20 protein-coding genes are annotated in these 25,833 nt (G+C 71.5%); 6 read left to right on the forward strand and 14 right to left on the reverse strand.

Going from position 1 to position 25,833, the window contains the following annotated elements; translation table 11 throughout:
* Positions 1–605: 605 nt before the first annotated feature.
* Positions 606–1,325 carry an SDR family oxidoreductase gene (locus ACQBAS_RS09290; RefSeq protein ID WP_427383514.1) on the forward strand — a complete coding sequence of 240 codons (720 nt, stop codon included), beginning with the start codon at positions 606–608 and terminating at the stop codon, positions 1,323–1,325.
* Positions 1,326–1,459: 134 nt separating this feature from the next.
* Here the strand turns inward: ACQBAS_RS09290 and ACQBAS_RS09295 are convergent, their stop codons facing one another.
* The 14 genes from ACQBAS_RS09295 to ACQBAS_RS09360 form a co-directional block, all read right to left on the reverse strand.
* Positions 1,460–2,293: a DeoR/GlpR family DNA-binding transcription regulator gene (locus ACQBAS_RS09295; protein WP_427383515.1), complete on the reverse strand. Its 834-nt coding sequence runs from the start codon at positions 2,291–2,293 to the stop codon at positions 1,460–1,462.
* A gap of 98 nt (positions 2,294–2,391) precedes the next feature.
* Entirely contained in the window at positions 2,392–2,862 is a 471-nt protein-coding gene (locus ACQBAS_RS09300; RefSeq protein WP_427383516.1) for a ribose-5-phosphate isomerase, read from the reverse strand.
* Position 2,863: 1 nt separating this feature from the next.
* Positions 2,864–4,600 carry a dihydroxyacetone kinase family protein gene (locus ACQBAS_RS09305; RefSeq protein WP_427383517.1) on the reverse strand — a complete coding sequence of 579 codons (1,737 nt, stop codon included), beginning with the start codon at positions 4,598–4,600 and terminating at the stop codon, positions 2,864–2,866.
* Between the two features lie 70 nt (positions 4,601–4,670).
* Positions 4,671–5,660, reverse strand: coding sequence for a D-ribose ABC transporter substrate-binding protein (locus tag ACQBAS_RS09310; RefSeq protein ID WP_427383518.1), 990 nt, complete (start codon positions 5,658–5,660; stop codon positions 4,671–4,673).
* Between the two features lie 124 nt (positions 5,661–5,784).
* Positions 5,785–6,918: an ABC transporter permease gene (locus ACQBAS_RS09315; protein ID WP_427383519.1), complete on the reverse strand. Its 1,134-nt coding sequence runs from the start codon at positions 6,916–6,918 to the stop codon at positions 5,785–5,787.
* Positions 6,915–8,501 (reverse strand): sugar ABC transporter ATP-binding protein, encoded by a 1,587-nt coding sequence (locus tag ACQBAS_RS09320; RefSeq protein WP_427383520.1) that lies wholly within the window; start codon positions 8,499–8,501, stop codon positions 6,915–6,917. Before ACQBAS_RS09320 ends, ACQBAS_RS09315 begins: the two co-directional genes overlap by 4 nt.
* Positions 8,498–9,169: a DUF2291 family protein gene (locus ACQBAS_RS09325; RefSeq protein ID WP_427383521.1), complete on the reverse strand. Its 672-nt coding sequence runs from the start codon at positions 9,167–9,169 to the stop codon at positions 8,498–8,500. Before ACQBAS_RS09325 ends, ACQBAS_RS09320 begins: the two co-directional genes overlap by 4 nt.
* On the reverse strand, positions 9,166–10,113 hold the full coding sequence (locus ACQBAS_RS09330) for a triose-phosphate isomerase (RefSeq protein WP_427383522.1): 948 nt from the start codon (positions 10,111–10,113) through the stop codon (positions 9,166–9,168). Before ACQBAS_RS09330 ends, ACQBAS_RS09325 begins: the two co-directional genes overlap by 4 nt.
* Complete coding sequence (locus ACQBAS_RS09335; RefSeq protein ID WP_427383523.1) at positions 10,110–11,198, reverse strand: alcohol dehydrogenase catalytic domain-containing protein; 1,089 nt, start codon at positions 11,196–11,198, stop codon at positions 10,110–10,112. The genes ACQBAS_RS09330 and ACQBAS_RS09335 overlap by 4 nt, the downstream gene beginning before the upstream one ends.
* A 386-nt stretch (positions 11,199–11,584) precedes the next feature.
* Positions 11,585–12,610: a ketol-acid reductoisomerase gene (ilvC, locus tag ACQBAS_RS09340; RefSeq protein WP_427383524.1), complete on the reverse strand. Its 1,026-nt coding sequence runs from the start codon at positions 12,608–12,610 to the stop codon at positions 11,585–11,587.
* A 76-nt stretch (positions 12,611–12,686) separates the two neighbouring features.
* On the reverse strand, positions 12,687–13,199 hold the full coding sequence (gene ilvN, locus ACQBAS_RS09345) for an acetolactate synthase small subunit (protein WP_427383525.1): 513 nt from the start codon (positions 13,197–13,199) through the stop codon (positions 12,687–12,689).
* 11 nt (positions 13,200–13,210) lie between these two features.
* A complete protein-coding gene (locus ACQBAS_RS09350) occupies positions 13,211–15,034 on the reverse strand; it encodes an acetolactate synthase large subunit (protein WP_427385615.1) in 1,824 nt (607 codons plus the stop codon).
* A 341-nt stretch (positions 15,035–15,375) separates the two neighbouring features.
* Positions 15,376–16,050, reverse strand: a complete 675-nt coding sequence (locus ACQBAS_RS09355; protein ID WP_427383526.1) for a hypothetical protein — start codon at positions 16,048–16,050, stop codon at positions 15,376–15,378.
* 20 nt (positions 16,051–16,070) lie between these two features.
* On the reverse strand, positions 16,071–17,774 hold the full coding sequence (locus ACQBAS_RS09360) for a PHP domain-containing protein (protein ID WP_427383527.1): 1,704 nt from the start codon (positions 17,772–17,774) through the stop codon (positions 16,071–16,073).
* A 323-nt stretch (positions 17,775–18,097) separates the two neighbouring features.
* Between ACQBAS_RS09360 and pstC the strand changes: the two genes are divergently transcribed.
* From pstC to ACQBAS_RS09385, 5 genes are read left to right on the forward strand one after another with little or no spacing between them, the layout of a single operon-like run.
* Positions 18,098–19,108: a phosphate ABC transporter permease subunit PstC gene (pstC, locus tag ACQBAS_RS09365; RefSeq protein WP_427383528.1), complete on the forward strand. Its 1,011-nt coding sequence runs from the start codon at positions 18,098–18,100 to the stop codon at positions 19,106–19,108.
* Position 19,109: 1 nt separating this feature from the next.
* Positions 19,110–20,300, forward strand: coding sequence for a phosphate ABC transporter permease PstA (gene pstA, locus ACQBAS_RS09370; protein WP_427383529.1), 1,191 nt, complete (start codon positions 19,110–19,112; stop codon positions 20,298–20,300).
* A gap of 17 nt (positions 20,301–20,317) precedes the next feature.
* Positions 20,318–22,060 (forward strand): phosphate ABC transporter substrate-binding protein PstS, encoded by a 1,743-nt coding sequence (locus tag ACQBAS_RS09375; protein WP_427383530.1) that lies wholly within the window; start codon positions 20,318–20,320, stop codon positions 22,058–22,060.
* Entirely contained in the window at positions 22,057–24,732 is a 2,676-nt protein-coding gene (locus tag ACQBAS_RS09380) for a hypothetical protein (RefSeq protein ID WP_427383531.1), read from the forward strand. The genes ACQBAS_RS09375 and ACQBAS_RS09380 overlap by 4 nt, the downstream gene beginning before the upstream one ends.
* A complete protein-coding gene (locus tag ACQBAS_RS09385) occupies positions 24,729–25,691 on the forward strand; it encodes a sortase domain-containing protein (protein WP_427383532.1) in 963 nt (320 codons plus the stop codon). The genes ACQBAS_RS09380 and ACQBAS_RS09385 overlap by 4 nt, the downstream gene beginning before the upstream one ends.
* Positions 25,692–25,833 lie beyond the last annotated feature (142 nt).

Here is a 25,833-nt window from a genome sequence, read left to right on the forward strand (position 1 = left end):
GGAGCACGCCGCACGAGCGGTCAACCCACCCAGGAGGGACCGCTCCAACTCGAGCTGAACGGCCGGACCCCTCCGGAGCTGAGGGCCCTCTTCGCGAGCCGATGAGCCGAGGGACAACATGACGAAGGGGACCCGCTGACCGGCGGGTCCCCTTCGTCTAGGTCGTGCGTGGGAGGAGATCAGTCCTCGGCGTGGCCCTGGTCGCGCAGGTCCATCGACTCCTGCAGTGCCTGCTGTGCCTGCTTGGCCTCTTCGCTCATCGTGGTGCCTTTCTCGGTGCCCGGAGGTGCGGGCGGGACAGGTGGTCTCGTGGGTCCTCGGTGGGCTCGAGCCGGATGTCGGCGAACCCTGCAGCGGCGCAGCGGGGTCTCCGCGGCGAGGTGCTGTGTTACCGGAACTCGCCGCGGCGGGGAATGAGGAGAAGTACTCGCCGCGTCATGTGTCGAGGTTACGTCCGGGCCCTCGCCGCCGTAACCCACCAACCGGCATGTGAGACCGACATGTGAGACCCGCCGCCCGAAGTGCGGGCACGCGCCCGGGTGAGACGATGGGGGCATGCGCATCGTGGTCACCGGCGGGGCGGGGCGGGGCAGGTCGGGTCACGCGTGGTCGAGCGGCTCGACGACGCGGGGCACGACGTCGCCTCGGCCAGCCGCCGGACCGGCGTCGACCTCGCCTCCGGGGAGGGCGTCACCGAGGCACTGGCCGGGGCCGACGTCGTCGTGCACACCGCCGACACGGGCAACCCGCTGCAGTGGGACGAGGTGACCATCGGCGGCACGATGACGCTCATCGACGCGGCGGCGTCGACGGATCCGCCCCCGCACATCGTCTACATCTCCATCGTCGGGTGTGACCGCAGCGCCTTCCGGTACTACCGCGCGAAGGCGGCCGCCGAGCGGGCGCTCGCGCGCCACGCCCACGTCCCCACCACGGTGCTGCGGGCCACGCAGTTCCACCCGCTCGCGGCGTCGCTGGCCCGGTCGAGCACCCTCGGACCGCTTGCGCTCGGGTTGCGCGGGCTGCGGATGCAGCCCATCGACGTCGACGCCGTCGCCGACCGGCTCGCCGAGATCGCCGCCGGGCCGTCGCCCCGGGGGCCTGCTCGCGCCCGCGACATCGCCGGCCCCGACGTCCTGCGCCTCGACGAGATCGCGACCCTCGTCGCGCGCCGGGCTGGGCGCCCGGCTCCGCGGGTCCTCCCGCTGCCGCCCATCGGCGCCACGCTCCGCTCGTTCGCGCGCGGAGACAACCTCCCCGGCCCGGACGTCGACGTGCGCGGGCGCAGCTTCAGCGACTGGCTCGACGCGGACCCGCACACCTGACCCCCCTGACTCGCCGAGATGGACCTTGTTCGGGCCACGGGCCCGGAAAATGAGGACAAAGGTCCATCTCGGCGAAGGTGGGGTTCGCGAAGGTGGGGTGCGCGAAGGTGGGGTGCGGGTGAGAGCGGGGAGCGTCAGGCGAGGGGGTCGGCCGCGCGGAACCGGCGCTCCACGCTGGCCACGCGCACGTCCACGCCGGCGTCCCGGGCGCGCTCGACGACCGCCGGATCGACCCCGTCGTCGGTGACGAGGTGGGTGAAGTCGCTGATGCTGCCGAGGTGGTAGATGGCGCCCACGTCGAACTTCGAGCTGTCGGCCAGCAGGATGCGGACGGGCGCCACCTCGAGCATCGCGCGCTTGGCGCCGACGATCTGCTGGTCCTGGTGATAGATCTCGAGGTCCCGCAGCGCCGAGCACGAGGCGAGCAGGACGTCGGCATAGAGGCTGCGGACCGCCCGCTCGCAGACCATGCCGAGGAACGCCTGGTACCTCGGGACGTAGTCGCCCCCCAGCGCGATGAGCCGATGCACCGACTGCTGCGTGACGTGGGTGATCAAGGGGTACGAGTTCGTGATGATCGTCAGTGGCTCGGTATCGCTGACCTCCTCGAGCGCCGCGAGGGTCGTCGTGGACTCGTCCGCCAGCACGGCCATCCCGCCGTCGAGCAGGCTCGCGGCAATGCGGCCGATGGCGCGCTTGGCCTCGACGGCGGTGTTGAGCCGATAGGGCCAGTCGCTCTCGAAGAGGCTCGAGCGCGTGGCCGTCGCCCCGCCGCGCACCTTGCGCAGGACGTGCTCCGCCTCGAGCGCGTCGAGGTCCCGGTGCACGGTCATCCGACTGACGCCGAGCACGGTCACGAGGTTGTCGACCGTCACGGACCCCTCGCGGTGCACGAGCTCCCTGATGTACGCGTGCCGGCTCGGCGCCGTCGTGGGCACCGCCGGTGGGGTGACCGCTCCCTCTGCCATCGCGCTGCTGCTCCTTCCGGCCGGGCCCGTGCCCGGGTCGCATCCTCTCGCGCCCACCCCGCTCATGGGGCCGGCCGTCGGCCCCTGACACCTCGGACTCAGCAGGAGGCCTCGTAGTCGTCGATCGCCCCGACGTTGGCCTGCGAGTGGCTCGAGGGGTCGAACTCGTAGGACAGCCACTCGCGCGCGAGTCGCCGGGCCAGCTCGCGGCCGATGACTCGTTGGCCGAAGGTGACGATCTGGCAGTCGTTCGACAGGACCGATCTCTCGACGCTGTAGGAGTCGTGGGCCACGGTCGCCCGGATGCCCTTGACCTTCGTCGCCGCGATGGCGACCCCGATCCCCGTGCCGCACACGAGGATCGCCCGGTCCGCCTCCCCCTTCGCGATGCGGGTGGCCGCCTCGATGGCGACCGAGGGGTACGAGCGCTCGTCGGCGTCCGCGGCGCCCACGCCCAGGTCGGTCACCTCCGAGACGCGGTCGTCCTCGCGCAGGTCCGCGTAGATGGCGTCCTTGTGGTCCATGCCGGCCTTGTCGCTGCCGATGAGCACCCTGTAGCTCCGTGCCATGTCACTCTCCTTGCTCGGTGGTCGGGCCGTCCGCGAGCACGTCGCCCACGGCCGTCACGATGAGGCCCAGGGAGATGGCCCCCGGGTCGGGGCTGCCCACGCTGCGCTCCGCGAGGGGTCGCGCCCTGCCGATCCGCGGCACGAGGGACTCGGTGGCGTCCGCGGCCGCGACCGCGACCTTGGCGGCCTCGGCCCAGGCGTCCGCGGTGGACTCGCCCGCCGCGACCCGGGCCTCGAGCTCCTCGACGAAGGGGAAGAGCGCGTCGAGCATCGTCTTGTCGCCGAGCTCCGCCTTGCTGAAGGCCTTGAGCCCGTCGGACGACTCGCGCACGGCCGCCGCGAGGAGCGGCGCGGTCACGGCGTGCTCGTTGCCGAGCGCCGCGCCGAGGCCCCCGAGGAGTCGACCCCAGAGGATGCCGCTGGTGCCGCCGGCCCGGTCGCTGAAGGCGGCGCCGGCCGCCCGCAGCACCGTGAGCACCCCGCCCTGGGTCTGGGCGGCGGCCTCCGCGGCCGCGGCGGCCCCGCGGGACATGCCGATGCCGTGGTCGCCGTCGCCGGCGATGGCGTCGATGCGACCGAGCTCCTCCTTGTGCGCCTCGACGACGTCGCGCAGGGCCGCGACGCACCGGCGGGCGACCGCGGCGGCGGCGACCGACTCGTCGCCGGCCTCCTCCGCGGCGGCCCCGGCCTGCGTGGCCGTGGTCGTGTGCCGGCTGGTGAAGAGGGTCGACGCGGCGGCGTCGCCGCGCCGGTAGGCGGGGGTGTCGGCCGGGGAGGTCCAGAGCTGCTCGAGCTCGTCGTCCAGCCACGTCACGGTGAGGGAGCAGCCGGCCATGTCGAGGCTCGTGACGAGCTCGCCGACCTCGGGTCCGACGAGCTCCAGGCCCGCGCCCTCGAGGAGCGGCACGATGTGCCCGTAGAGCCCGTAGAGCTCCTCGTACTTCGTCGCCCCCAGGCCGTTGACGAGGACGGCCACGCGGCCGCTCGCCGACGCGGGCCGCTCGGCGAGCACCTTCTCCACGAGGGACCGGGCGAGGTCCCGGGAGGACATCCACGGCGCCGAGGAGACACCCGGCTCTCCGTGGATGCCCAGGCCGAAGTCCATCTGGCCGCGCGCGACCTCGAAGAGCGGCGCGCTCGCGCCGGGCATGGTGCACCCGGCGAAGGCGACTCCGAAGGAGTAGGTGAGGTCGTTGGCGCGGCGCATGACCTCCTCGACGGCGTCGAGGTCGAGGCCGGCCTCGGCGGCCGCACCGGCCACGCGGTAGACCGTGAACGTCCCCGCGATGCCGCGACGGAGACCCTTCTCCGCGGGGCCGGCCGAGGCGATGTCATCAGTCACCCAGACGACGCGCGTGTCGATCCCCTCGGCGCGCAGGCGCTCGGCCGCCTCGCCGAAGTTGAGGCGGTCGCCGGCGTAGTTCCCGAAGGAGAGGATGACACCGGCGCCGCCGTCGGCGGCCCGGGCGACCCGGTACACCTGCTCCGATGACGGGGAGGCGAAGAGGTCGCCCAGGACGGCGCCGTCGGCGAACCCCGGGCCGACCACCCCGTTGTAGGACGGGTAGTGGCCCGACCCGCCGCCGATGACGAGGCTGACCTTGCCCTCGAGGGGGCCGCCCGCGCGCACGAACCCGCTCGCGTCGGGCACGCGGCTGACGTGGCGCGGGTGGGCCGCGGCGAAGCCGCGCAGGACGTCGTCCTTGAACTGGGCGGGATCGTCGAAGACGTGGGTCATGGGGTCCTCCGGGAGGGGTCGAACGGGTGGGGTGCCCCGGCCGGCGCGTCGCGCCGGCCGGGGCGGTGGGTCACTCGGACAGGACGAAGTTGTCCAGCTTGGTCGCGTTCTCCTTGGTGACGAGGACGCAGTCGATGGCCTGCTTCTCCTCGGCCACGCCGGTCTCCCCGGTCTTGATGACGCTGTCGAGCTGCTCGACCGCCTTCTGGGTGCCGGTCACGATCGGCTGGAGCACGGAGGCGACCATCTCGCCCTTGGCCACGGCGTCGACCGCGTCCTGGTTGCCGTCGAAGCCGAGGACCTTGACGTCCTTGAGCTTGTCCTGCTCCTTGAGCGCGTTGATGGCGCCGAGGGCCATCTCGTCGTTGCCCGCGATGACGCCGTCGACGTCCGGGTACTTGGACAGGAGCGCCTCCATCTTCTCCTGGCCCTGCTGACGGTCCCAGTTGGCGATCTCCTTGCCGACCTTCTTGAGGTCGGGGTACTGGGAGATGACGCCGGCGTAGCCGTCCGAGCGGACCTGCGCGTTGTTGTCGCTCGGCTGGCCGAAGAGCTCGACGTAGGTGCCCTTGTAGTCCATGGCCTCGGCCCACGCCTCGGCGCCGATGGTGGCGCCCTGGGCGTTGTTGGAGACGATCTGCGACTTGGCCAGGCCGGTCTTGCTGATCTCGGCGTTGACGAGCACGATCGGGATGTTCGCGTCGACGACCTTCTGCACGGCCGCGACGCTCTCGTCGGCGCCGGCCGGGTCGAGGACCACGCCGACGACCTTGTCGTTGATGGCCGTCTCGATCAGCTCGTTCTGCGCCTCGGGGTCGTTCTTGTGGGCGCTGAGGCTGGCGGTGTAGCCGAGCTTCTCGATCTCCCTCTTGGCCGTGTCCTGCTCGGCCTTCCAGTACGGGTTGGACGGGTCGACCGTGATGACGGCGATGGTGCCGCCCTCCGTCTTGCTGGCGGAGGTCGCGCCGTCACCGGAGGGCTCGGGGTCGGAGCCGCAGGCCGCGAGCCCCAGGGTGAGGATGCCGACGGAGACCGCGCCGGCGAGCTTCTTGACGTTCATGGTGTGCCTTTCGTGTGGTGCGTGGGTTCAGCAGTGCTGGGGTTGAGGTGGTGCTGGGTTGCAGTGGGGCGGGTCCGGCGGTCGTGGGCGTCTGGGCACCCGAGGCCGGACGACGCCGCGACGGTCAGCGTGGGGTGACACCGGCCTCCTGCTGGTCGTCCTTGGGCTGCTTGGCGGCCCTCTTCGCCGCGGCCACGGCACGCCGGGCGTTGCCGCGCCGCTGGATGATCTGCTGGATCTGGTCGACGGCGACGGCGAGGATGATGACGGCGCCGGTGATCACCTGCTGCCAGAAGGGGGAGACCCCCACGATCACGAGCCCGTTGGCGAGGAAGCCGATGACGAAGGCGCCGATGATGGTGCCCCGGACGGTGCCCCGGCCCCCCGCGAGCGAGGCGCCACCGATGACGACGGCCGCGATGGCGTTGAGCTCGTAGAAGGTGCCGAGGTCGGCGGTGGACGAGTTGATGTTGGCCATCTGGAGGATGCCGACGACCCCCGCGCAGAAGCCCGCGATGATGTAGACCCGCGTCTGCACCTTCTTGACCGGCACGCCGGACAGCTCGGCCGCGCGCTCGTTGCTGCCGGTGGCGTAGAGCCAGCGGCCGAAGGGGGTCCTCGTGAGGAGGATGGACGCGAGGACCGCGAGGAGGATCATCACCCACGCGGAGATGGGCAGGCCGAGCGGCCGGCTGGCGAAGACGTCGAAGAACCCGGTGTTGCCCAGGTAGGGCTGGCCGCTGAGCTCGTTCGTGATGTTCTGGCCGTTGAGCAGCACCTGGGTCAGGCCGCGGGCGACGTAGAGCATGCCGAGCGTGACGATGAAGGGCGCGAGGTTGAGCTTGGCGATCAACAACCCGTTGAGGAGCCCGACGAGCATCCCGATGGCGACGGCGATGATGACGATGACCCAGACCTTGGGGTACATGACGGCATCGGACAACGGCAGGTGGAGGCCCCGGAAGAGGTTGCCCGCGACGGCGGCCGTCAGGCCCACGGTGGACCCGACGGACAGGTCGATGCCGGCGTTGAGGATCACGAGCAGCATGCCCAGCGCGATGATCGCGTTGAAGGCGACCTGCTTGGTGATCGTGATGAGGTTGCCGGCCGTGAGGTAGTTGTCGCTCATGAGGGCGAAGACGGCCACGATGATGAGGAGGGCGATGAAGGCGCGCCCCTCCATGAACACGCGGCTCCACGGGATTGCGGAGGCCCTCCGCGTCGCCGCGGGCGCGGTGGGTGCGGTCGTCGTGCTCACTGGTGCTCTCCCTTGGCGGTGTGGGTGGGTTCGTTCTCTCCGGAGGCGGCCATGACTTCGTCCCGGGTGCACGTGCGTGGGTCGAACTCGCGGACGATGCGTCCCTTGCTCATGACGAGGACGCGGTGGGAGGCCGTCAGGGCCTCGCCGATCTCCGACGTCACGTAGAGGACCGAGAGCCCCTTGCGGGCCTCGCGGAAGAGGAGGGAGAAGATCTCCCCCTTCGCCCCGACGTCGATGCCGCGCGTGGGCTCGTCGAGGAGCAGCACCTTGGGGTTGGTCATCAGCATCTTGCCGATCACGACCTTCTGCTGGTTGCCGCCGGAGAGGGAGGAGATGGGCGCGTCGGGGCCGGACGTCTTGACCCGGACGTCGGCGATCTGGCTGGCGACGTCCTTGCGCTCCGCCTGACGGCGGACGAAGGGGCCCCGCAGCCGGGCCAGCAGGCTGGACAGCGAGAGGTTCTGCCCCACGCTCATCATCTGGATGAGGCCGTCGCGCTGACGGTCCTCGGGGACGAGGCCCACGCCGAGCTCGATCCGCTCGGCGATGTCGCGGCCGGCCAGGTCGGTGTCACCGAGGAGCACCCGTCCCCCGGACAGCTCGTCCCGACCGGAGAGCGCCTCCATGAGCTCGGTGCGCCCCGCGCCCATGAGCCCGTAGAGGCAGACGATCTCGCCCTCGCGCACCGTGAGGGACACGTTGTTGACCGTGACCCGGGCGCTGTCCCGGTCGGCGACGGTGATGTTCTCCAGGGTCAGGGCCACGTCGCCGTAGTCGCGCGGCTCGTCGCGGAAGTCGTAGTCCGCCTCGCGGCCGACCATGGTCTGCACGACCCACGGGAGCGTGAGGTCGGCGGCCTCCCGGGTGGCGACGAGCTCACCGTCACGCAGCACGGCCGCGTGGTCGGCGATCTCGATGGCCTCCTCGAGGTGGTGCGAGATGTAGACGATGGCCACCCCGTGGGACGTCAGCTCGCGGATCACCTTGAAGAGGATCTCGACCTCCGCGGCGCTGAGGGCCGACGTGGGCTCGTCCATGATGAGGACGCGGGCGTCGGCGGCCAGGGCCCGGGCGATCTCGACGACCTGCTGCTGGCCGACCCGGAGGTGCTGCACCAGCGTCCCGGGGTCGATCTGCTCCTCGAGCCGGTCCATGAGCTGCTGGGTGATCTCGCGCTGGCGCCCGTAGGCGACGGCGCCGAGCGGGGTGCGCAGCTCGCGACCGATGAAGATGTTGTCGCGGACGCTGAGGTTGGGACAGAGGTTGAGCTCCTGGTGGATGATCGCGATGCCGCGGTCGAGGGCCTCAGTCGTCGACGCGAGGGTGATCTCCTCCCCGTCGTGCACCAGCCGGCCGGTCGTCGGGCTCTCCACGCCGCTGAGGATCTTCATCAGGGTCGACTTGCCGGCGCCGTTCTCACCGAAGAGGACCGTCACCTCACCCTTGCGGATCTGGAGGCTGACGCCCTTGAGCGCCCGGGTGGCGCCGTAGGTCTTCGTGACGTCGATGGCCTCGAGGACGACCTCGCCGACGCCCTCGGGGGCCGCGGGGGCGACGTCGAGCGTGGACACGTCGCTCATGACCCGACCTCGATGCTGACGGGCTGGAGGTTGACCGGCTTGGCGGCGGGTGGCGGACCGCCGGAGACGACGAGCGGGACGACGCCGTTGACGGTGACCTTCTTGCCCTTGAGGGACTCGGCGTCCGCGGAGACCTGGGCGACCTTGGCCTGCATCAGCTTCTTCAGCTCGTCCCCGACGTACTGGTACTCGGTCTGGCCGGGCGCGTCGGCGAACTTGAAGCCCATCGCGTCCCGGACGGCCGTGCCGTTGACGGCGGTCTTGAGCGGCACGATGACGGGCGTCTCGGAGGGCACGCCCTCGACCTCGAGCCGGAGGGAGTTGGCCGTGGCCTCGGTGACGGTGCCCTCCGCCGTGGCGAGGAAGGCATAGCTGCCCTCGGCCGCCGAGACGGCCGAGAACTCCTCGGCGGCGGCCGCGGGGTCGTCCTGCACGGCGGTGACGATGTCGGCCAGCGGCGTCGCGGACCCGGGGATCGACTCCTCCGCGCTGGCGAAGAGGGTGGCGGCCTCGGCCGCCGGGTCGAACTGCTTCGGCTGCAGGGCCTTGACCTCCTCGGGCGTGAGGAACTTGGTGTTCAGCACCATGAGGACGAGCAGGACGACCAGGGCGACGAGGCCGATGAGTCGGGCGCCGCCGAGGCTGGACCGGAGGGACTGGCGATTCATCGGGCGACTCCCGGGACGAAGGCCGGACGCGGGTGGTGCGTCGCGCCGGCGGGGTGGATGGGGACCGGTGTGTGGTTCATGGGACCTTCTGCGCCGTCGGCCGGGACGTGCGCGTTCGTCACAGGCTCGTCACGGGTCGCGGGGGCTCCCGCTCCGGCACGGGGCAGCCGCGTGCGGGCGTGCGCGGCGGCGAGGCGGATGAGCTCGAGGAAGCCGGCGGCCCGCCATGCGGCCCGCCCGACGAAGAGGCCGTCGGTGTGCGCCACCCGCAGCAGGGCGGGTGCGTTGCCGGTGGTGACGCCGCCGCCGTAGAGGAGCGCACGGAGGCCCGCCGGCGACGAGGCCGTGGTGAGGTCGTGCAGGGCGGCCATGGCGCCCGCCACCTCGGCCGGCTCGGCCGGCCGGCCCCCTTCGCCGATCGCCCAGACGGGCTCGTAGGCGAGGACGACCTCGCCGAGCCGCTCGGGGGCCACCCGGCTCAGCGCCGCCCGCGCCTGGCCCGTGACGACCGCATCGGTGTCGCCGGCCTCCCGGTCCGCGGCCGACTCACCGACGCACACGAGCGGGGTCAGCCCACGCTCGAGGGCAGCTTCGACCTTGCGGGACACGGTCTCGTCCGTCTCGCCGAACCGGGCGCGACGCTCGGAGTGGCCGATCTCGACGATCGTGGCCCCGGCGTCGGCGACCATCCCCATGGACACCTCGCCGGTGGCCGCGCCCTCCGCCTCCCAGTGCGCGTTCTGCGCCCCGAGGACGTAGCCGCTGTCGGCCGGGAGGGCGGCGCGGGACGCGGCCAGCGCGGTGTGGGCGGGCAGGAAGAAGGGCTGGACGCCGGCCGGCACGGGACTGGCCGACACCTCGTCGACGAAGGCGCGCGCCTGGGCGAGCGTCTTGGTCATCTTCCAGCTCGTGCCGATCCACACGGGCCGCGCCGACGCGGTCACGGGATCAGGCTGACCTTGACGGAGGCGTCGCCGGCGGCGACGAGGTCGAGTCCCTGCTGGAAGTCCTTGAGCGGCAGCTGGTGGGTGCAGATGTCGTCCATGGGCAGCAGACCGGACTCGATCATCCGGATTGCCGCGGGCCAGCAGTGCGGGCCCAGGTGCGCGCCGCGGACGTCGAGCTCCTTGTCGTCGCTGATGATCGACCAGTCGACGGTGACCTCGGAGCCGAAGACGCTGTACTCGACGTAGGTCCCGAGCTTGCGCAGGAGGTTGAGCCCCTGGCCGACGGCGGACGGGTGGCCGGTGCCCTCGAGGTAGACGTCGGCGCCGTAGCCGTCCGTCAGCTCCTTGACCCGGGCGACGGCGTCCTCCTCGGCGATGTTGATCACGATGTCCGCGCCGGTGGCCCGGGCCAGCTCGAGCTTGGTCGGGGACATGTCGAGCGCGACCACGAGCTTCGGCGACTTGGCCTTGGCACCGGCGATCATGCCGAGGCCGATGGGGCCGCAGCCCGCGACGACGACGACGTCCTCGAAGGTGATGCCGCCCCGCTCGACGGCGTGCAGGGCGCACGAGAGCGGCTCCGCGAAGGCGGCGTGCGCGGGCGGGAGGTCGGCCGAGATCTTGTGGACCAGGGACTCCTTGGTGAAGACCATGTACTCGGCCATCGCCCCGGGGGTCCTGCGCTTGAACCCGTACATGTCGTGGGGTGCGCACATCCAGTACTGCCCGTTGAGGCAGTAGCGGCACTTCCAGCACGGCACGATCTGCTCGGCGACGACGCGGTCGCCGACGGCGACGCCCCAGTGCTGGGCCGCCTCGTCGTCGAGCTCCTCGATGACGCCGACGAACTCGTGGCCGGGGATCACGTCCGTCTCGGCCCAGGCGGGGCGGTTCTCGTCGCCCCAGAACTTGGCGGCGCCGTGGTAGGCCTTCAGGTCCGACGCGCAGATCCCGACCGCCTGCACCCGGACGAGGGCCTCGCCCGGCCCGGGCGTCGGCTTCGCGACGCGCTCGAAGCGGTAGTCCAGGGGTCCGTGGCAGACGACCGCTTCCATGGTCGCCGCTCCAGTGTTGTCGGTCATCGACTGCTCCTTGCTGGGTTGTGGCGGGGCCCCGACGCACGGTCGGCCCCACCCAACGAGGAGCGTTGGCTGGCGACGGCGACAGCGATGTCGGTCCTGCTATTTGTACCAGCCCGAATGTTACAAAGGCAATGGTTCTTGGGATCTTTAACGGGTTTGTTGAGACGGAAGCGCGCGTGATGAGGCCCCCGCACCGCCGAGATGGACCTTTTTCGGGCCACAGGCCCGGAAAGTGCGGACGAAGGTCCATCTCGGCGCGACGACGAAGGGGGACGACCGTGGATCTCGGCGCGACGACGAAGGGGACGACCGTCCATCTCGGCGCGACGACGAAGGGGACCGACGTGACGTCGGTCCCCTTCGTGCAGGGAGATGCTGCGGTCAGATCAACGCGCGGCGGAACCCTCGATGTAGTCGTCGTCGCCCGACTTCCACGCGAAGTGCGCGCGAAGCGCCTTGCCGGTGGCCTCGATCGGGTGGCCGGCCTCCTTCTCGCGCAGCTGCTGGAACTCGGCGGCGCCCTTGTCCTGGTCGTCGATGAAGCGCTTGGCGAAGGTGCCGTCCTGGATGTCCTTGAGGACGCCCTGCATGGACTCCTTGACCTTGCCGTCGATGACGCGCGGGCCCGAGACGTAGTCGCCGTACTCGGCCGTGTCCGAGATGGACCAGCGCTGCTTGGCGATGCCGCCCTCCCACATGAGGTCGACGATGAGCTTGAGCTCGTGGAGGACCTCGAAGTAGGCGATCTCCGGCTGGTAGCCCGCCTCGGTGAGCGTCTCGAAGCCCGCCTGGACGAGGTGCGACACGCCACCGCAGAGGACGGCCTGCTCGCCGAAGAGGTCCGTCTCGGTCTCCTCGGTGAAGGTCGTCTTGATGACGCCGGCGCGGGTGCCGCCGATGCCCTTGGCGTAGGACTTGGCGATGTCCCAGGCCTGACCGGACGCGTCCTGCTCGACGGCGATGATGTCGGGGATGCCGCGGCCGTCGACGAACTCGCGACGGACCGTGTGGCCGGGAGCCTTCGGGGCGACGAGGATGACGTCGACGCCGGCCGGCGGCTGGATGTAACCGAAGCGGATGTTGAACCCGTGGCCGAAGACGAGGACGTCGCCCTCGGTGAGCTCCGGCGCGATGTCGTCGGCGTAGAGGTGACGCTGGACCTGGTCCGGCGCGAGGATGACGATGACGTCGGCGTCGGCGGCTGCCTCGCGCGGGGTGAGGACGGTCAGGCCCTCGGCCTCCGCCTTCGCCTTGCTCTTGCTGCCCTCCTTGAGGCCGACGCGGACGTCGACTCCGCTGTCGCGCAGGTTGAGGGCATGCGCGTGACCCTGGCTGCCGTAGCCGATGACGGCGACCTTGCGCCCCTGGATGATCGACAGATCGGCGTCGTCGTCGTAGAACATCTCGGCCATAACGGGTGACTCCTTGGTTGGGTGCTGCTGGGTGGTTTCGGTCTGAATGGCGTTGTGAGCGAAGGGGATCCGCGCGTCAGTTGGCGCGCATAGCCCGGTCGGTGATCGACCGGGGTCCGCGGCCGACCGCGACGCGGCCGGACTGGACGAGCTCCTTGACGCCGTACTGCTGAAGCATCTCCAGCAGCGCCGTCAGCTTGCCCTCGTCGCCGGTCGCCTCGATGACCAGGGAGTCGGCGGCGACGTCCACGACCTTCGCGCGGAACATCTGGACGACCTCGAGGATCTGGCTGCGGGTGCCGGCGTCGGCGCGGACCTTGACGAGGACGAGCTCGCGCTGGACGGACTGGTTGAACTCGAGCTCGACGACCTTGAGCACCTCGACGAGCTTGTTGAGCTGCTTCGTGACCTGCTCGAGCGGGAGGGCGTCGACGTCGACGACGACCGTCATGCGGGAGATCTCCTCATGCTCGGTCGGCCCCACGGCGAGGCTGTCGATGTTGAACCCACGCCGCGAGAAGAGCGCGGAGATGCGGGTCAGGACGCCGGGCTTGTTTTCGACGAGGACCGACAGGGTGTGCTTGGACATGGTCTCTTCCCTCACTTGCCGTCGTGGTCGGCGTCGGTGTCCTGCTCGTCCGCTTCGGACTCCTCGCGGTCCCACACGGGGGCGGCGTCGCGGGCGTCCTGGATGAGGTCGTTGCTCAGGCCGGCGGGCACCATCGGCCACACCATGGCGTCGCGCTCGACGATGAAGTCGATGACCACGGGGCGGTCGTTGATCTCCATGGCCGCCTGGATCGTCGCGTCGACGTCCTCGGTCCGCTCGCACCGCAGGCCGGCGCAGCCGTAGGCCTCGGCGAGCTTGACGAAGTCGGGGATGCGGTTGCCGACGGAGGTGTGCAGGTCGGTGTTGGAGTAGCGCTCGTTGTAGAACAGCGACTGCCACTGGCGCACCATGCCGAGGCTGCTGTTGTTGATGATCGCGACCTTGATCGGGATGTTGTTGATGACGCAGGTCGCGAGTTCCTGGTTGGTCATCTGGAAGCAGCCGTCACCGTCGATGGCCCAGACGACGCGGTCGGGCTCGCCGACCTTCGCGCCCATGGCCGCCGGCACGGCGTAACCCATCGTCCCGGCGCCGCCGGAGTTGAGGAAGCTGTTCGGACGTTCGTAGCCGACGAACTGGGCGGCCCACATCTGGTGCTGGCCGACGCCCGCGGCGTAGATCGCGTCGGGTCCGGCGATGGCGCCGATCCGCTCGATGACGTGCTGCGGCGAGCAGTTCTCGCCGTCGGCCGCCGGGGTGTAGCCCACGGGGAAGGTGGCCTTCCAGCCCTGGGTGCGCTCGCGCCAGGCGTCGTAATCGCCCTTGCGGCCGGCGTCGAGGTCGGCGCCGACGGCGTCGATGAGGTCCTGGAGGATCCCCTTCGCGTCGCCGACGATCGGCACGTCCGCGATCCGGTTCTTGGAGATCTCCGCGGGGTCGATGTCGGCGTGGATGACCTTCGCCCCGGGGGCGAAGCTCGGCAGGTGACCGGTGACGCGGTCGTCGAAGCGCGCGCCCACGGTGATGAGCAGGTCGGAGCGCTGCAGGCCGGTCACCGCGGCGACGGAGCCGTGCATGCCGGGCATGCCGAGGTGGAGCTCGTGGCTGTCTGGGAAGGCGCCGCGGGCCATCAGGGTGGTGACCACGGGGATGCCGGTCATCTCGGCGAAGAGGAGCAGCTCGGCGTGGGCCTGCGCCCGGATGACACCGCCACCGACGTAGAGGATGGGGCGCTCGGCCTGGGCGATGAGCCTGGCGGCCTCACGGATCTGCTTCTGGTGCGGCTTGGTGACGGGGCGATAGCCCGGCAGGTCGATCCGCGGCGGCCACGCGAAGGTGGTCCGCGCCTGGAGCGCGTCCTTGGCGATGTCGACGAGGACGGGTCCCGGGCGACCGGTCGAGGCGATGTGGAAGGCCTCGGCGATCGTGCGCGGGATGTCGGCAGCGTTCGTGACGAGGTAGTTGTGCTTGGTGATCGGCATCGAGATGCCGCGGATGTCCGCCTCCTGGAAGGCGTCGGTGCCGATCGCGGCGCTCGCGACCTGGCCCGTGATCGCGACGATCGGGACCGAGTCCATGTAGGCATCGGCCAGCGGCGTCACGAGGTTGGTCGCGCCGGGACCGGAGGTCGCCATGCAGACGCCGACCTTGCCGGTGGCCGAGGCGTAGCCCTCGGCAGCGTGGCCGGCGCCCTGCTCGTGGCGCACGAGGATGTGGCGCACGGAGCCGGAGTCCATGAGCGGGTCGTAGGCCGGGAGGATCGCGCCGCCCGGGATGCCGAAGACCGTGTCGACACCGACGGCCTCGAGCGAGAGGACGAGGCTCTGGGCCCCGGTGACCTCTACAGGCGCCTTCGCCTGGGTCTGCCGGGCCATCTGGGCCGGGCTGGGCGCGGTCGGGGCGGGCGATGCCGCCGTACCTTCACTCACCGTCGTCTCCACTCGTTGCTCATCATCACTGTCATCTCATCAGGTGGCGGCCGGCAGCCTGCACCAGCCCACAAAAAAGCCCCTCGGTCCGGTGGCGGACAGAAGGGTCAGCGCGCTGCCGCTGCGGGTGTGCAGCTGCTGCGCGCTAGGGAAGTACGAGGATTCGGGCCACATGAGAACCATCCCCCCGCGCCCTGCCAGTGTCAATATTCGGGACAGCGCATCCCAACATCCGGACGACATGGGATGCGTCACGTTTGGCGCCCGGGACCGGTCGGGTCGGGGCGTCACTTGTCCTGGCAGCAGCGCTTCGGGTCGGGCTCCTCGAACGGCACGAGGGTGCCCCCGACCGAGGGCATGACGTGCAGCACCCACCGGCCGCCGGCGCGGCGCGGGCGGACGAAGTCCCGCGTCGCGAGGCGGGCGTCCGGCGCCACCTCTCCCCCGCCCAGCAGGACGACGTCGTCCACCGCGGTCGCCAGCACGTCCGCCACCGTCACGGTCCCGACGAGCGCGTCGCTGCCCGGGTAGACCACGGCCCGACCCTGCTCCCCCGCGCGCCGGGCCACGAGGGCCTGCTCCGCGCCGGAGCCGGCGAGCTGGCCCGAACCGGCCCCGGCGGTGGCGTCGCCGAGCACGACGACCGGCTCGCCGAGCCCGCCGTGCCCACCGAAGGCCGAGGCGACGAGCCCCACGATCTCGGCGTCGCCCCGCCCGGCCGCGGCCGGCAGCACCACGACCATGGCGCTGTGCCGCCGCGGCGACCGGTCCCCCGGCCCGCCCGTCGTCCCGCCGACGGCGTGGGTGGTGACCCAGCACCCGTCCCCCAGACCGGCAGCGACGAGCGCCGCGCAGGCGTCGCCGATGACGTGCTCGGCGTCGAGCTCGTCCCCGATGCCGAGGTCGACGCCGAGTGCCGGCGCCCCGGGGAGGAGGCCCGGGTCGCCGGCAGTCGTCGTCATGGCTGGAGTCGCCGGGTCGGTCACGCCTGCGGCAGGACGAAGACCGGGTTCGTGTAGAACCACAGGTCGCGCCACGGGTCGGCGTCGCCGACGACGTCGATGGCCGGACCCGTCGCGTCCTGCGCCGACGCGTAGAACCCAGCCTGGGTGCGGTTGCCGTCGGAGCCGCGCAAGCGCACGTAGAAGCCGCGGTCGTCGACCCGGCCCAGGGACTGCCGGATCTCGATGACCTCCTGGCCGCGCACGTCCCACGTCCGCTCGACGCGCGTCTCCGGTGCCGTCAGCGTGTCCTTGTCGGCGACCGGGCCGGTCACAGCGCCCCTGATCAGGTCGACCTTCGCCAGCTGGGGCACGAACTGCGCCCAGTTGCTCCCCTGAGCGGGCGTGATCCGGATGGTGATCTCGACCTCGCTGCCGCGGCGCGCCGTCAGGACCCCACCGAGACCGACGGTGCGGCCACCGGCGTGCACGCGGACGTCGACCTCGTCGACGAGTCGGCCGTGGTCGACCCACACGTTGCCGGCGCGCAGGCCGTCCATGACGCCGGCGTAGGACGCGCGCGTCGCGCCGACGTTGGTGCGGCTGTAGAAGCCCGGGAAGTAGTCGCCCGCGGTCGTGTTCGGCTTGCCCGAGTAGACGGGGTCGTTGTACTGCCCGTTCGTCGTGAAGTCGCTGCCCGGGCCCCGCTGCGCGGTGTCGAGGTAGTTCGAGTGGCTGTCGGAGTTGGCGGAGATCCACCACGGCTTGCCCTCGGCCAGGAGCGAGTCCCACAGCCCGCCGACGGCGGCGGTGTAGAAGTCGAAGCCGCCCCAGGTGCGGTAGGACTCCAGCGGGTAGCCGGGGTGGCTGCGGTCGGCGCGGGGCGCGTTGCCGTAGTAGCCGCGGGCACTGCCCGGGCCGAGCGGCGCCGCGATGCCGGCGGCCTGGTGCCCGGGGGCGCCCTCCCAGCCGATGGCGATGTCGGCGGCGTCGCGCCACGCGCGCACCTCATGTGGGGAGTCGATGCCCTGGCGCGCCGGGTGGTTCGCGAGCATGACGGCGTCGGCGACGCGCTGGCTGTCGACGGCGGTCTGCAGGAACTGCAGCCCCTCGATGGCCCGCTGCTCCCACGCGGCACTGTGTCCCGCGCCGATGACGCTGCCGTCATAGCCCTGCTCGAAGGCCTTGAGGACGTCGACCTCGTTGCGGCCCGGGTGCACGAAGACGGTGCCGTGCTCGGCGGAGGGGATGTTCCACTCCAGGCCTTGGAAGACAAACATGCCCTCGTGGCGCTCGCGGGAGGCCCGGATGTGCGGGTTGACCTTCTCGACGCCGATGCGGGAGTGCTGGCTGCCGCCGTGGTCGGTGATGACGACCCAGTCCAGGCCGAAGGCGGCCGCGTGCTTGACCTGGTCCTCGACCGTGTAGAGCCCGTCGGAGCTGAACTGCGTGTGGATGTGGTGGTCGCCGGCCAGCCAGCGGAAGCCGCGCTGCGGGTTCGCGCCCGCGGCCTGGCTGCCCTCGGCGGCGGAGGCCGTGGCCAGACCGGAGCCGTCGACGAGGCTCGTCGCGGCGACGCCCGCGCCGATGACGCCGGCCGCGCGCAGGAAGTTGCGGCGGCCCAGGTCCGGCGGGGGCAGCTCGGCGTCCGGGACGGACAGGTCGGTCGCGGGGGTGACGACCTCGTCGTGCGAGTGGCCGTGCGTGTGGTCGTGGTGGTCGTGCGGTCCGTGCGAGTGGCCCATGACTGTCCTTTTCCTGACGAAGGAGGTGGCGCGGGCACCCGCGACTCGGGCGCCGACGCGAGCAGCCAACCGCTCGGGGGAGAAGGCGGGCGGGCCTCCCGCTGTCGCGCCGGTGAACGGAGGGTGGCGCGCGCTCTTGCAACACGATCGCAACATGGGATGGCCCTCCCGTTCGGCCAGGCGGACTCCTGCGGGGACGGCCTCCTTGGCCAATACCCCTGTCGCACAGGGCATTTCGGCTGCCCCAAATCGCCCTCCCCTGTTCACGCCCGGTTCACCAGAGGTGGCTGATTGCACCCTTCGGTGCCTCCATACTTCCCCCCGTGAGCACCCACCTTCCCGCGGTCCCGACAGGTACCGAGGACGTTCCTCGCCGCCTGTCGCGATCCACGACCGGGGCGGACCGCGTCTTCCAGCTCACGTCCACCGCCATCGGCGCGACGGTCCTGGCCATCACCGGCGGCATCGGCCTCTTCCTGGCGATCCAGGCCGTCCCGACCTTCCGCAACTACGGCTGGGACTTCTTCACCGAGGCCGAGTGGAACCCGGACTTCGACATCGTCGGCATCGCCGCGGTCCTCGTCGGCACGCTCAGCATCGCGATCGTCGCCCTCGTCATCGCCTTCCCGCTGGCCCTGCTCACCGCGCTCTACATCAGCGAGTACGCCCCGGCCAGCCTGCGCCCGACGCTCGTCTCACTCGTCGACCTCATGGCCGCGGTCCCCTCCATCGTCTACGGCCTGTGGGGCTTCTTCCTGATCAAGCCGCACGCCGGCGACGTCGCGCGCTTCCTGCACACGCATCTCGGCTGGATCCCGATCTTCGAGGTCGGCACGGACCCGAACTCGGCCGTGCCGGACCAGACCCGCTACGAGGGCTCGGCCTTCATCGCAGGCATCGCCGTCGCCATGATGGTCACACCGATGATCTGCGCCGTCATGCGCGAGGTCTTCTCGCAGACTCCGCCCGGCGAGCGCGAGGCCGCACTGGCCCTCGGCGCCACCCGCTGGGGCACGGTCCGCAGCGTCGTCCTCCCCTTCGGCCGTGGCGGTGTCATCGGCGGCACCATGCTCGGCATGGGTCGCGCGCTCGGCGAGACGATCGCCGTCCTGCTGATCATCTCCCCCGCCTTCGACATCAAGATCCGCATCCTCGAGATCGGCTCCAACAGCATCGCCTCCCTCATCGCCGGACGGTTCTCGGAGGCGAGCGAGGCCCAGCTCCAGGCGCTCCTCACGGCCGGCTTCGTCCTCTTCGTCATCACCCTCGTGATCAACACGCTCGCCGCCATGGTCGTGGCGCGCAGCCGCTCCGGCGCGGACGCGGAGGCCTGACATGACGCTCCTCCACGGCGCCCCGGCCTCCCCCACCTCACCCACAGCCCCCGTGCCCGACGCCGGGACCGTGATCGGCACCGTGCGGCCCGCCGACCACCGGCCGACCACGCCCCCGCCGCCGCGTCGCGCCCTCGGGCAGGCCACCGACGAGGACCTCGTCGCGCGCTGGGGTCCCGTCCTCGCCGGCTTCTCCCTCGCCTGGCTCATCTGTCACCGACTGCTGCCGTGGTCCGGGCTGCTGGCCCTCTTCCTCGTCGGCACGGCCCTGACGATCATCCTGACCGCAGTCGTCGCCGCCCTGCGGGGCCGCGGCCCCGAGGTGGCCGACGCGGTCGCCTCCGTCGTCGTCCACGTCGGCGCCCTCATCGTCTTCGGCGCCCTCGCCTCGGCCGTCATCTTCACGTTCCTGCGCGGCCTCGAGGCCCTGCCACACCTCAACATGTACACCGACGACATGGCCGGGGTCGGCCCCCGCGACTCCCTGACGAAGGGCGGCTTCGCCCACGCGATCGTCGGCTCCCTCATCCAGATCGGCATCGCCGTCGCCATCACGGTCCCGCTCGGCATCGGGACGGCCGTCTTCATGACGGAGGTCGGCGGCACGTTCGCGAAGGTCGTCCGCACCGTCGTCGAGGCCATGACCGCGCTTCCCTCGATCGTCGCCGGCCTCTTCATCTACACCGTCGTCATCATGGGTCTGGGCGTCGGCCGCTCCGGCATCGCGGCCGGCCTGGCCATCAGCGTCATGATGCTGCCGATCATCGCCCGCGCCGCCGACGTCGTCCTGCGCGTCGTGCCCGGCAACCTCCGCGAGGCGAGCCTCGCGCTGGGCGCCTCACGGTGGAAGACGGTCTGGCACGTCGTCCTGCCGACGGCCCGCCCGGGCCTGGCGACCGCGCTCATCCTCGGCATCGCCCGCGGTGTCGGCGAGACCTCGCCGATCCTGCTCACCTCCGGCGCCGCGCCCTTCTTCGTCACCCACCCGTTCGACGGGCCGATGAACTCGCTGCCGCTGTTCATCTTCAACGCCGTCCGCAGCGGCGAGCCCGCCCTGGTCGAGCGCGGGTTCGGCGCGGCCTCAGCGCTGCTCGCACTCGTCCTCGTCCTCTTCGTCGTCGCCCGCCGCCTCGCACGTCCGCGGCGCACGACCTCACGCCGCACCCGCCGCCCCGCCCAGGCCACCCGATGACTGACCCAGGATCCTCGATGACGCAGACCTCCTCCCCCGCCCTCACCCGCCTTCGCGCCCTCGTCCGCTCCGTCGCCGCGGTCGCCGTCACGGGTCTCGTGGCCACCGCCGCCGTCGCCGCCGCGCCGACCGCGTCGGCCGAGCAGTACGCCCAGATCGAGGGCAACGGCTCCACCTGGTCCGAGGTGATCCTGCAGCAGTGGATCTCCGACGTCGACGCCTCGGGCATGAAGGTCATCTACTCCGGTGGCGGCTCCTCCCGCGGGCGCAAGGACTTCGCCAACAACCTCACCGACTTCGGCATCTCGGAGATCCCCTACCAGGGGCGTGACGAGTACGGTCAGGTCGACTCCGCCGGTGACCGCGAGTTCGCCTACATGCCGATCGTCGCGGGCGGCACCGCCTTCACCTACAACCTGAAGGTCGCGGGCAACCAGGTGAAGAACCTGCGCCTGTCGGGTGCCACGATCGCCAAGATCTTCACCAACCAGATCACCAACTGGAACGACAAGGCGATCAAGGCGGACAACAACGGTCGCGTCCTGCCGAGCCTCCCGATCACCCCCGTCGTCCGCTCCGACGGCTCGGGCACGACGGCCCAGTTCACGACGTGGCTCGACAAGGAACACCCGAGCCAGTGGCGCTCCTTCTACGGCAAGGCCGGGTTGACGTCCTACTACCCGCGCAAGGGCCGCAGCATCGCCGCGTCGAGCTCGGACCAGGTCATGAACACCATCGCCAGCGCGTCGGGCAACGGCACCATCGGCTACGTCGAGTACAGCTATCCGCTCAACAAGCGCTACCCGGTCGTCAAGGTGCTCAACAAGTCCGGCTACTACGTCGAGCCGACGCAGTACAACGTCGCCGTCGCCATGACCCGCGCGCAGATCGAGACGAACAAGAGCTCGCCGCTCTACCTGACCCAGAAGCTCGAGTACGTCTACTCGCACCCGGACCCGCGCGCCTACCCGCTGTCGTCCTACTCGTACCTGCTGCTCCCCACGGGCAAGAACGACCGACGGATGACGACGGCCAAGCGCCAGACGCTCGCCGACTTCATGTACTACTCGCTCTGCCAGGGACAGCGGAACGCCGGCCCGTACGGCTACTCGCCGCTGCCGGTCAACCTCGTCCAGGCCGGCTTCGACCAGATCCGCAAGCTCAACCAGGCCGACGCCGGGGTCAACCTCTCCAACCGTGACGTGACGTCGTGCAACAACCCCACCTTCGACGGGAAGAACCTCTCGAGCAACAAGCTCGCGAAGATCGCCCCGATGCCCGCCGCGTGCGACAAGACCGGCGCCGGGCCGTGCAACATGGTCACCGGCACGGGCGAGTCCTCCACCAACAAGGCGGAGGAGAAGGCGAGCGCCAACCCCAATGCCGGCTCCACCGTCGGCATCAAGACGGCGACGAAGGGGGCCGCAGGCGGAGCCGGCTCCGGCGCCACGACGGGCGCGGGCACGACCGGCGGCGCCGCGGCGGCCGGCGGGTCCGATGACGTGGCCGCGGCCGGCCCGAAGGGGAGCGTCGACGAGGCCGCGAGCACCATCGACCCCGAGACCGGCGCCGCCGTGGTGGCCGCCGCGGCCGCGCCCGGTCAGGTGACCGGGGTGCCGGTCGAGCTGCTCGCCTCGCGGGGCAACGACAGCCGCCTCTTCGGCGGGTTGGCCGCGCTCGAACTGCTCGCCCTCGTGCTCGTGCCCGGCCTCGCCGGGATCTGGTACCGCCGCCGCCAGCTCGCGGGCGGTGTCCGATGAGGCGCTCCCTCACGGTCGCGGTCATCGCGACGCTGTCGGCGCTCGGGGCCGTCGCCGGCTCCCCGGCGTCCGCCACCACGACCGCCACGACGACCGCCGCCACCACTGCTGCTGCTGCTGCTGACGACGAGTCGTCCGCGGTGACCCAGTCGAAGGCGCTGAGCCGCACCTTCGTCCACGCCGACGGCACGACGGAGGTCGTCGACAAGCGCACCGTCACGGTCACCGTCGAGAAGACCGCCCAGCTGCGCGGCCGCGAGCGCGTGCACGTCACGTGGAAGGGTGCCCACCCCTCGAGTGGGCGCGCCGCCGACCCCTACGGCGAAGCCGGCCTCGACCAGGAGTACCCCGTCGTCGTGCTCCAGTGCCGCGGCGTCGAGAAGCCGACCAAGGGTCAGACCCAATTGCGGCCCGAGACGTGTTGGACCTCGACCCGCCTCCAGCGCGCCGTCTCGGCGATCGAGCGCACCGCCGTCTGGCGCCACGACCTCCACGCCACCGAGGCCGACCGTCAGCCCGTGTCCGGCCTCGACCCCTACCCCGCGTCGTGCCCCGACGCGACCTTCCTCAACGTGCACCTGACCCCCTTCGTCGCGGCCGAGGGGACGACCTACGCGGCCTGCTCCGCCGACGACATGCCGCCGGAGGCCGCCGTCGGCGCCGCCTTCCCGCCCGCCGAGATCGCCGCCTTCACCGACGAGGACGGTCGCGGCGAGGTGCAGTTCGAGATCCGCAGCGACGTGGAGAACGAGTCCCTCGGCTGCAGTGAGGCCGTCGACTGCTCCATCGTCGTCATCCCGATCATGGGCATCTCCTGCCTCGACGAGGACGCGGAGTGCCAGAAGACGGGCCGCTTCGTGACGGGCTCCAACAACTTCTCGCGCGAGGGCGTCGACGACGCCGTCTCGCCCCGCTACTGGTGGTCCGCGTCCAACTGGCGCGGCCGGATCTCGGTGCCGATCACGCTCGGCCTCCCCCCGGATGCCTGCGACATCCTCGACGACCGCGCGCCGACGAGCTTCTTCGGCTCGGAGCTCATGAGCCAGGCCTCGCTGCAGTGGGCGCCCGCCTACTGTCTGCGCAAGGACCGCTTCAAGTTCCAGCACAGCCGGATGGGCGACGAGGCCGCCTTCGCCCAGATGACCGGCGGTGAAGCACCGGCCGCCTTCGTCTCCTCGGCGCACGAGGCCGGGGCGGATCCGGTCGGCTACGCCCCGACGGCGCTCACCGGCTTCTCCATCGCCTACTCGATCGACCGCCCCGAGAATCGCGGCGAGGTCGGCGCCCTGCGACTCAACGCGCGCCTGCTGGCCAAGCTGCTCACGCAGTCCTACCCCGCGAGCGACCTCGGTCGGCAGCACCCGGGCCTGGAGACGAACCCGATCTCGATCAACCTCGACCCCGAGTTCCAGGCGCTCAACCCCGGCCTCGACACCATCGACCGCGAGGCCGCCGCGACGATCCTGGCGCTCAGCGACGCGTCCGACGTCACCCGCACGCTGACGGAGTACCTCGCCGCCGACCCCGAGGCCAAGGACTTCATCGCCGGCAAGGCCGACCCGTGGGGCATGACGATCAACCCGAGCTACAAGGGCATCGCGCTCCCGGTCGCGGAGTGGCCGATCCTCGACACGTTCGTCCCGACGACGGCGCAGGAGTGCCGCCAGGCCAACCCGGTCCCCTACCTCCCGCTCGTCGCGTCCCCGGTCTCGACGATGCGCAAGGTGTCCGAGGCGATCCTGGACGCGTGGCCCAACGTGCAGACGCGCTGCGAGCGGCCGAGCCCGACGGAGCCGTGGAAGCTCGGTCGCGTCGACCGTCAGGGCGTCGGCACCCGCTTCGTCATCGGCGTCACGAGCCTCGGCGACGCCGAGCGCTACGGCCTGCGCTCCGCGGCCCTGCAGACCCGGGCGAGCAACACCGGCGCCCGTTTCACCAGCGCCACGGGCCGCACCTTCGTCGGCCCGACGGAGAAGGGGATCCTCGCGGCCGTCGGCCTCGCCACGCAGGAGACGCCGTACGGGCCCTTCACGTGGACGCAGGCGCAGGTGAGCAAGGCCGGCGACGCCTACCCCGGCACGCAGCTCGTCTACACCGCGGCCCGGCTCAGTGGCGCCGACGCGAAGGCGGCCGCGACCGTGGCCGACTTCATCACCATCGCCACGACGGAGGGCCAGAAGCCCGGGTCGGGCAACGGTCGGCTGCCCGAGGGCTTCGTGCCGCTGACGAAGACCGGCTCGACGGCGCCGCTGCTCGCGACGGCGACGAAGGTGGCTGCGGCCATTCGTGCCCAGGACGGGCTTCCCACGCCGGAGCTGCCCGCCGGTGGCGACAGCGATCCGGCCGCCATCGGGACCGGTGGCCTCGGCGACCTCCCCAGCGGCCTGCCCGACGGGTCGGCCGACCTCCCGGACCTGCCGGGCGGTGACGACGAGCCCGTCGACCCCGCGGCCATCGGCGGCGAGGTCCCCGCGGACGATGCCGCTGCTCCGGCGGGGGCCCCGGGTCAGGACACCGCGTCCGGCCCGACGATCGCGGCCGCGCCCCGGCCGCGCACACCCGGCGTGACGTCCGGCGTCGCCCGCGTCCTGCTCCCCGCGGCGATCGCCATCGGCCCGGCGGCGCTGCTGCTCGCCGGCGCCGGCGCCCTGGCCCGGCGGAGGCGCGCATGACCAGCGTGACCGACTCCCGCACGCGGATCGAGTCGGCGGAGGCATCCGAGGACGACGCCGTCGCCGACCCCGTGCTCGAGTCGGCCGGTCCGGAGTGGGCCGACCCACCACCCCCGGCGGGCGCCGGGCTGTCCGCGGCGACGAGTGCGGCGCTGATGGTCGGCCTCGTCACCGTGTGGTTCGTCCTCCAGCTGCTCTTCCTCGGCGGGATCAGCCAGGGCCGGGCCCAGGACGAGCTCTACTCCCAGCTGCGCGAGGAGCTCGCCCAGGCCGAGGCGCCGGTCGGTGGGCTCATCGAGCCGGGGCAACCCGTGGCGCTCATGAGCATCCCCCGGCTCAGCCTCCACCAGGTCGTCATCGAGGGCACTGCCTCGGGTGACACCCTGGCCGGTCCCGGCCACCGACGGGACACTCCCCTTCCCGGGCAGGCCGGCGTCTCGCTCGTCTACGGCCGCGCGAGCACGCACGGGGCCCCCTTCCGCGACATCGCGCAGCTCAAGCGCGGCGACAAGATCACCGTCGTCACGGGGGTCGGCGAGGCCGTCTTCCGCGTCAGCGGAGTGCGCCGCGAGGGCGACCCCGTGCCCACGACCCTGGCCGAGGGCGAAGGTCGCCTGACCCTGGTCTCCGCCGAGAGCGAGGTGACCGGTCGGCTGGCCGCGGTCGCCCCCGAGTCGGTCGTCTACGTCGACGCGGACCTCACCGGTGAGGCGTTCGAGGCTCCTGGCGGTCGGGCCGCGAGCGTCCCCGCGTCCGAGCGCGCGATGGCCGCGGACGGGTCGGCGCTGCCGCTGCTGAGCCTCCTGCTGGGCATCCTGGTGGTCCTCGCGTTCGCCGTCGTGACGCTGTCCCGGCGGATGTCCACGGCGCTGGTCTGGGTGCTCGCGACGCCCCTGGCGATCACCCTCGCGTGGCTCGTGACCGAGACGGCGATGCGCCTGTTGCCCAACCTCATGTGACACGACGTCGATGGCGTCCGATTGCGACACATTCGACATGCAAACAACCCTGAGTGTTCACCAGTTCCGGTGTGGCACAACAGAATCCGTCACTACAATGAAGCCGCCTGACCGATCCACGGTGGGGCCACGCCTTCCTCAG

This window comes from Janibacter zhaoxuefangae, assembly GCF_050271985.1.
Taxonomy (GTDB): domain Bacteria; phylum Actinomycetota; class Actinomycetes; order Actinomycetales; family Dermatophilaceae.

Coding starts and splice junctions, on each gene's coding strand:
- ACQBAS_RS09295 (WP_427383515.1), bottom strand. CDS start 2,293: ATGGCAGAGGGAGCGGTCACCCCACCGGCGGTGCCCACGACGGCGCCG.
- ACQBAS_RS09300 (WP_427383516.1), bottom strand. CDS start 2,862: ATGGCACGGAGCTACAGGGTGCTCATCGGCAGCGACAAGGCCGGCATG.
- ACQBAS_RS09305 (WP_427383517.1), bottom strand. CDS start 4,600: ATGACCCACGTCTTCGACGATCCCGCCCAGTTCAAGGACGACGTCCTG.
- ACQBAS_RS09310 (WP_427383518.1), bottom strand. CDS start 5,660: ATGAACGTCAAGAAGCTCGCCGGCGCGGTCTCCGTCGGCATCCTCACC.
- ACQBAS_RS09320 (WP_427383520.1), bottom strand. CDS start 8,501: ATGAGCGACGTGTCCACGCTCGACGTCGCCCCCGCGGCCCCCGAGGGC.
- ACQBAS_RS09325 (WP_427383521.1), bottom strand. CDS start 9,169: ATGAATCGCCAGTCCCTCCGGTCCAGCCTCGGCGGCGCCCGACTCATC.
- ACQBAS_RS09335 (WP_427383523.1), bottom strand. CDS start 11,198: ATGACCGACAACACTGGAGCGGCGACCATGGAAGCGGTCGTCTGCCAC.
- ilvC (WP_427383524.1), bottom strand. CDS start 12,610: ATGGCCGAGATGTTCTACGACGACGACGCCGATCTGTCGATCATCCAG.
- ilvN (WP_427383525.1), bottom strand. CDS start 13,199: ATGTCCAAGCACACCCTGTCGGTCCTCGTCGAAAACAAGCCCGGCGTC.
- ACQBAS_RS09350 (WP_427385615.1), bottom strand. CDS start 15,034: ATGGCCCGGCAGACCCAGGCGAAGGCGCCTGTAGAGGTCACCGGGGCC.
- ACQBAS_RS09355 (WP_427383526.1), bottom strand. CDS start 16,050: ATGACGACGACTGCCGGCGACCCGGGCCTCCTCCCCGGGGCGCCGGCA.
- ACQBAS_RS09360 (WP_427383527.1), bottom strand. CDS start 17,774: ATGGGCCACTCGCACGGACCGCACGACCACCACGACCACACGCACGGC.
- pstA (WP_427383529.1), top strand. CDS start 19,110: ATGACGCTCCTCCACGGCGCCCCGGCCTCCCCCACCTCACCCACAGCC.
- ACQBAS_RS09375 (WP_427383530.1), top strand. CDS start 20,318: ATGACGCAGACCTCCTCCCCCGCCCTCACCCGCCTTCGCGCCCTCGTC.
- ACQBAS_RS09380 (WP_427383531.1), top strand. CDS start 22,057: ATGAGGCGCTCCCTCACGGTCGCGGTCATCGCGACGCTGTCGGCGCTC.
- ACQBAS_RS09385 (WP_427383532.1), top strand. CDS start 24,729: ATGACCAGCGTGACCGACTCCCGCACGCGGATCGAGTCGGCGGAGGCA.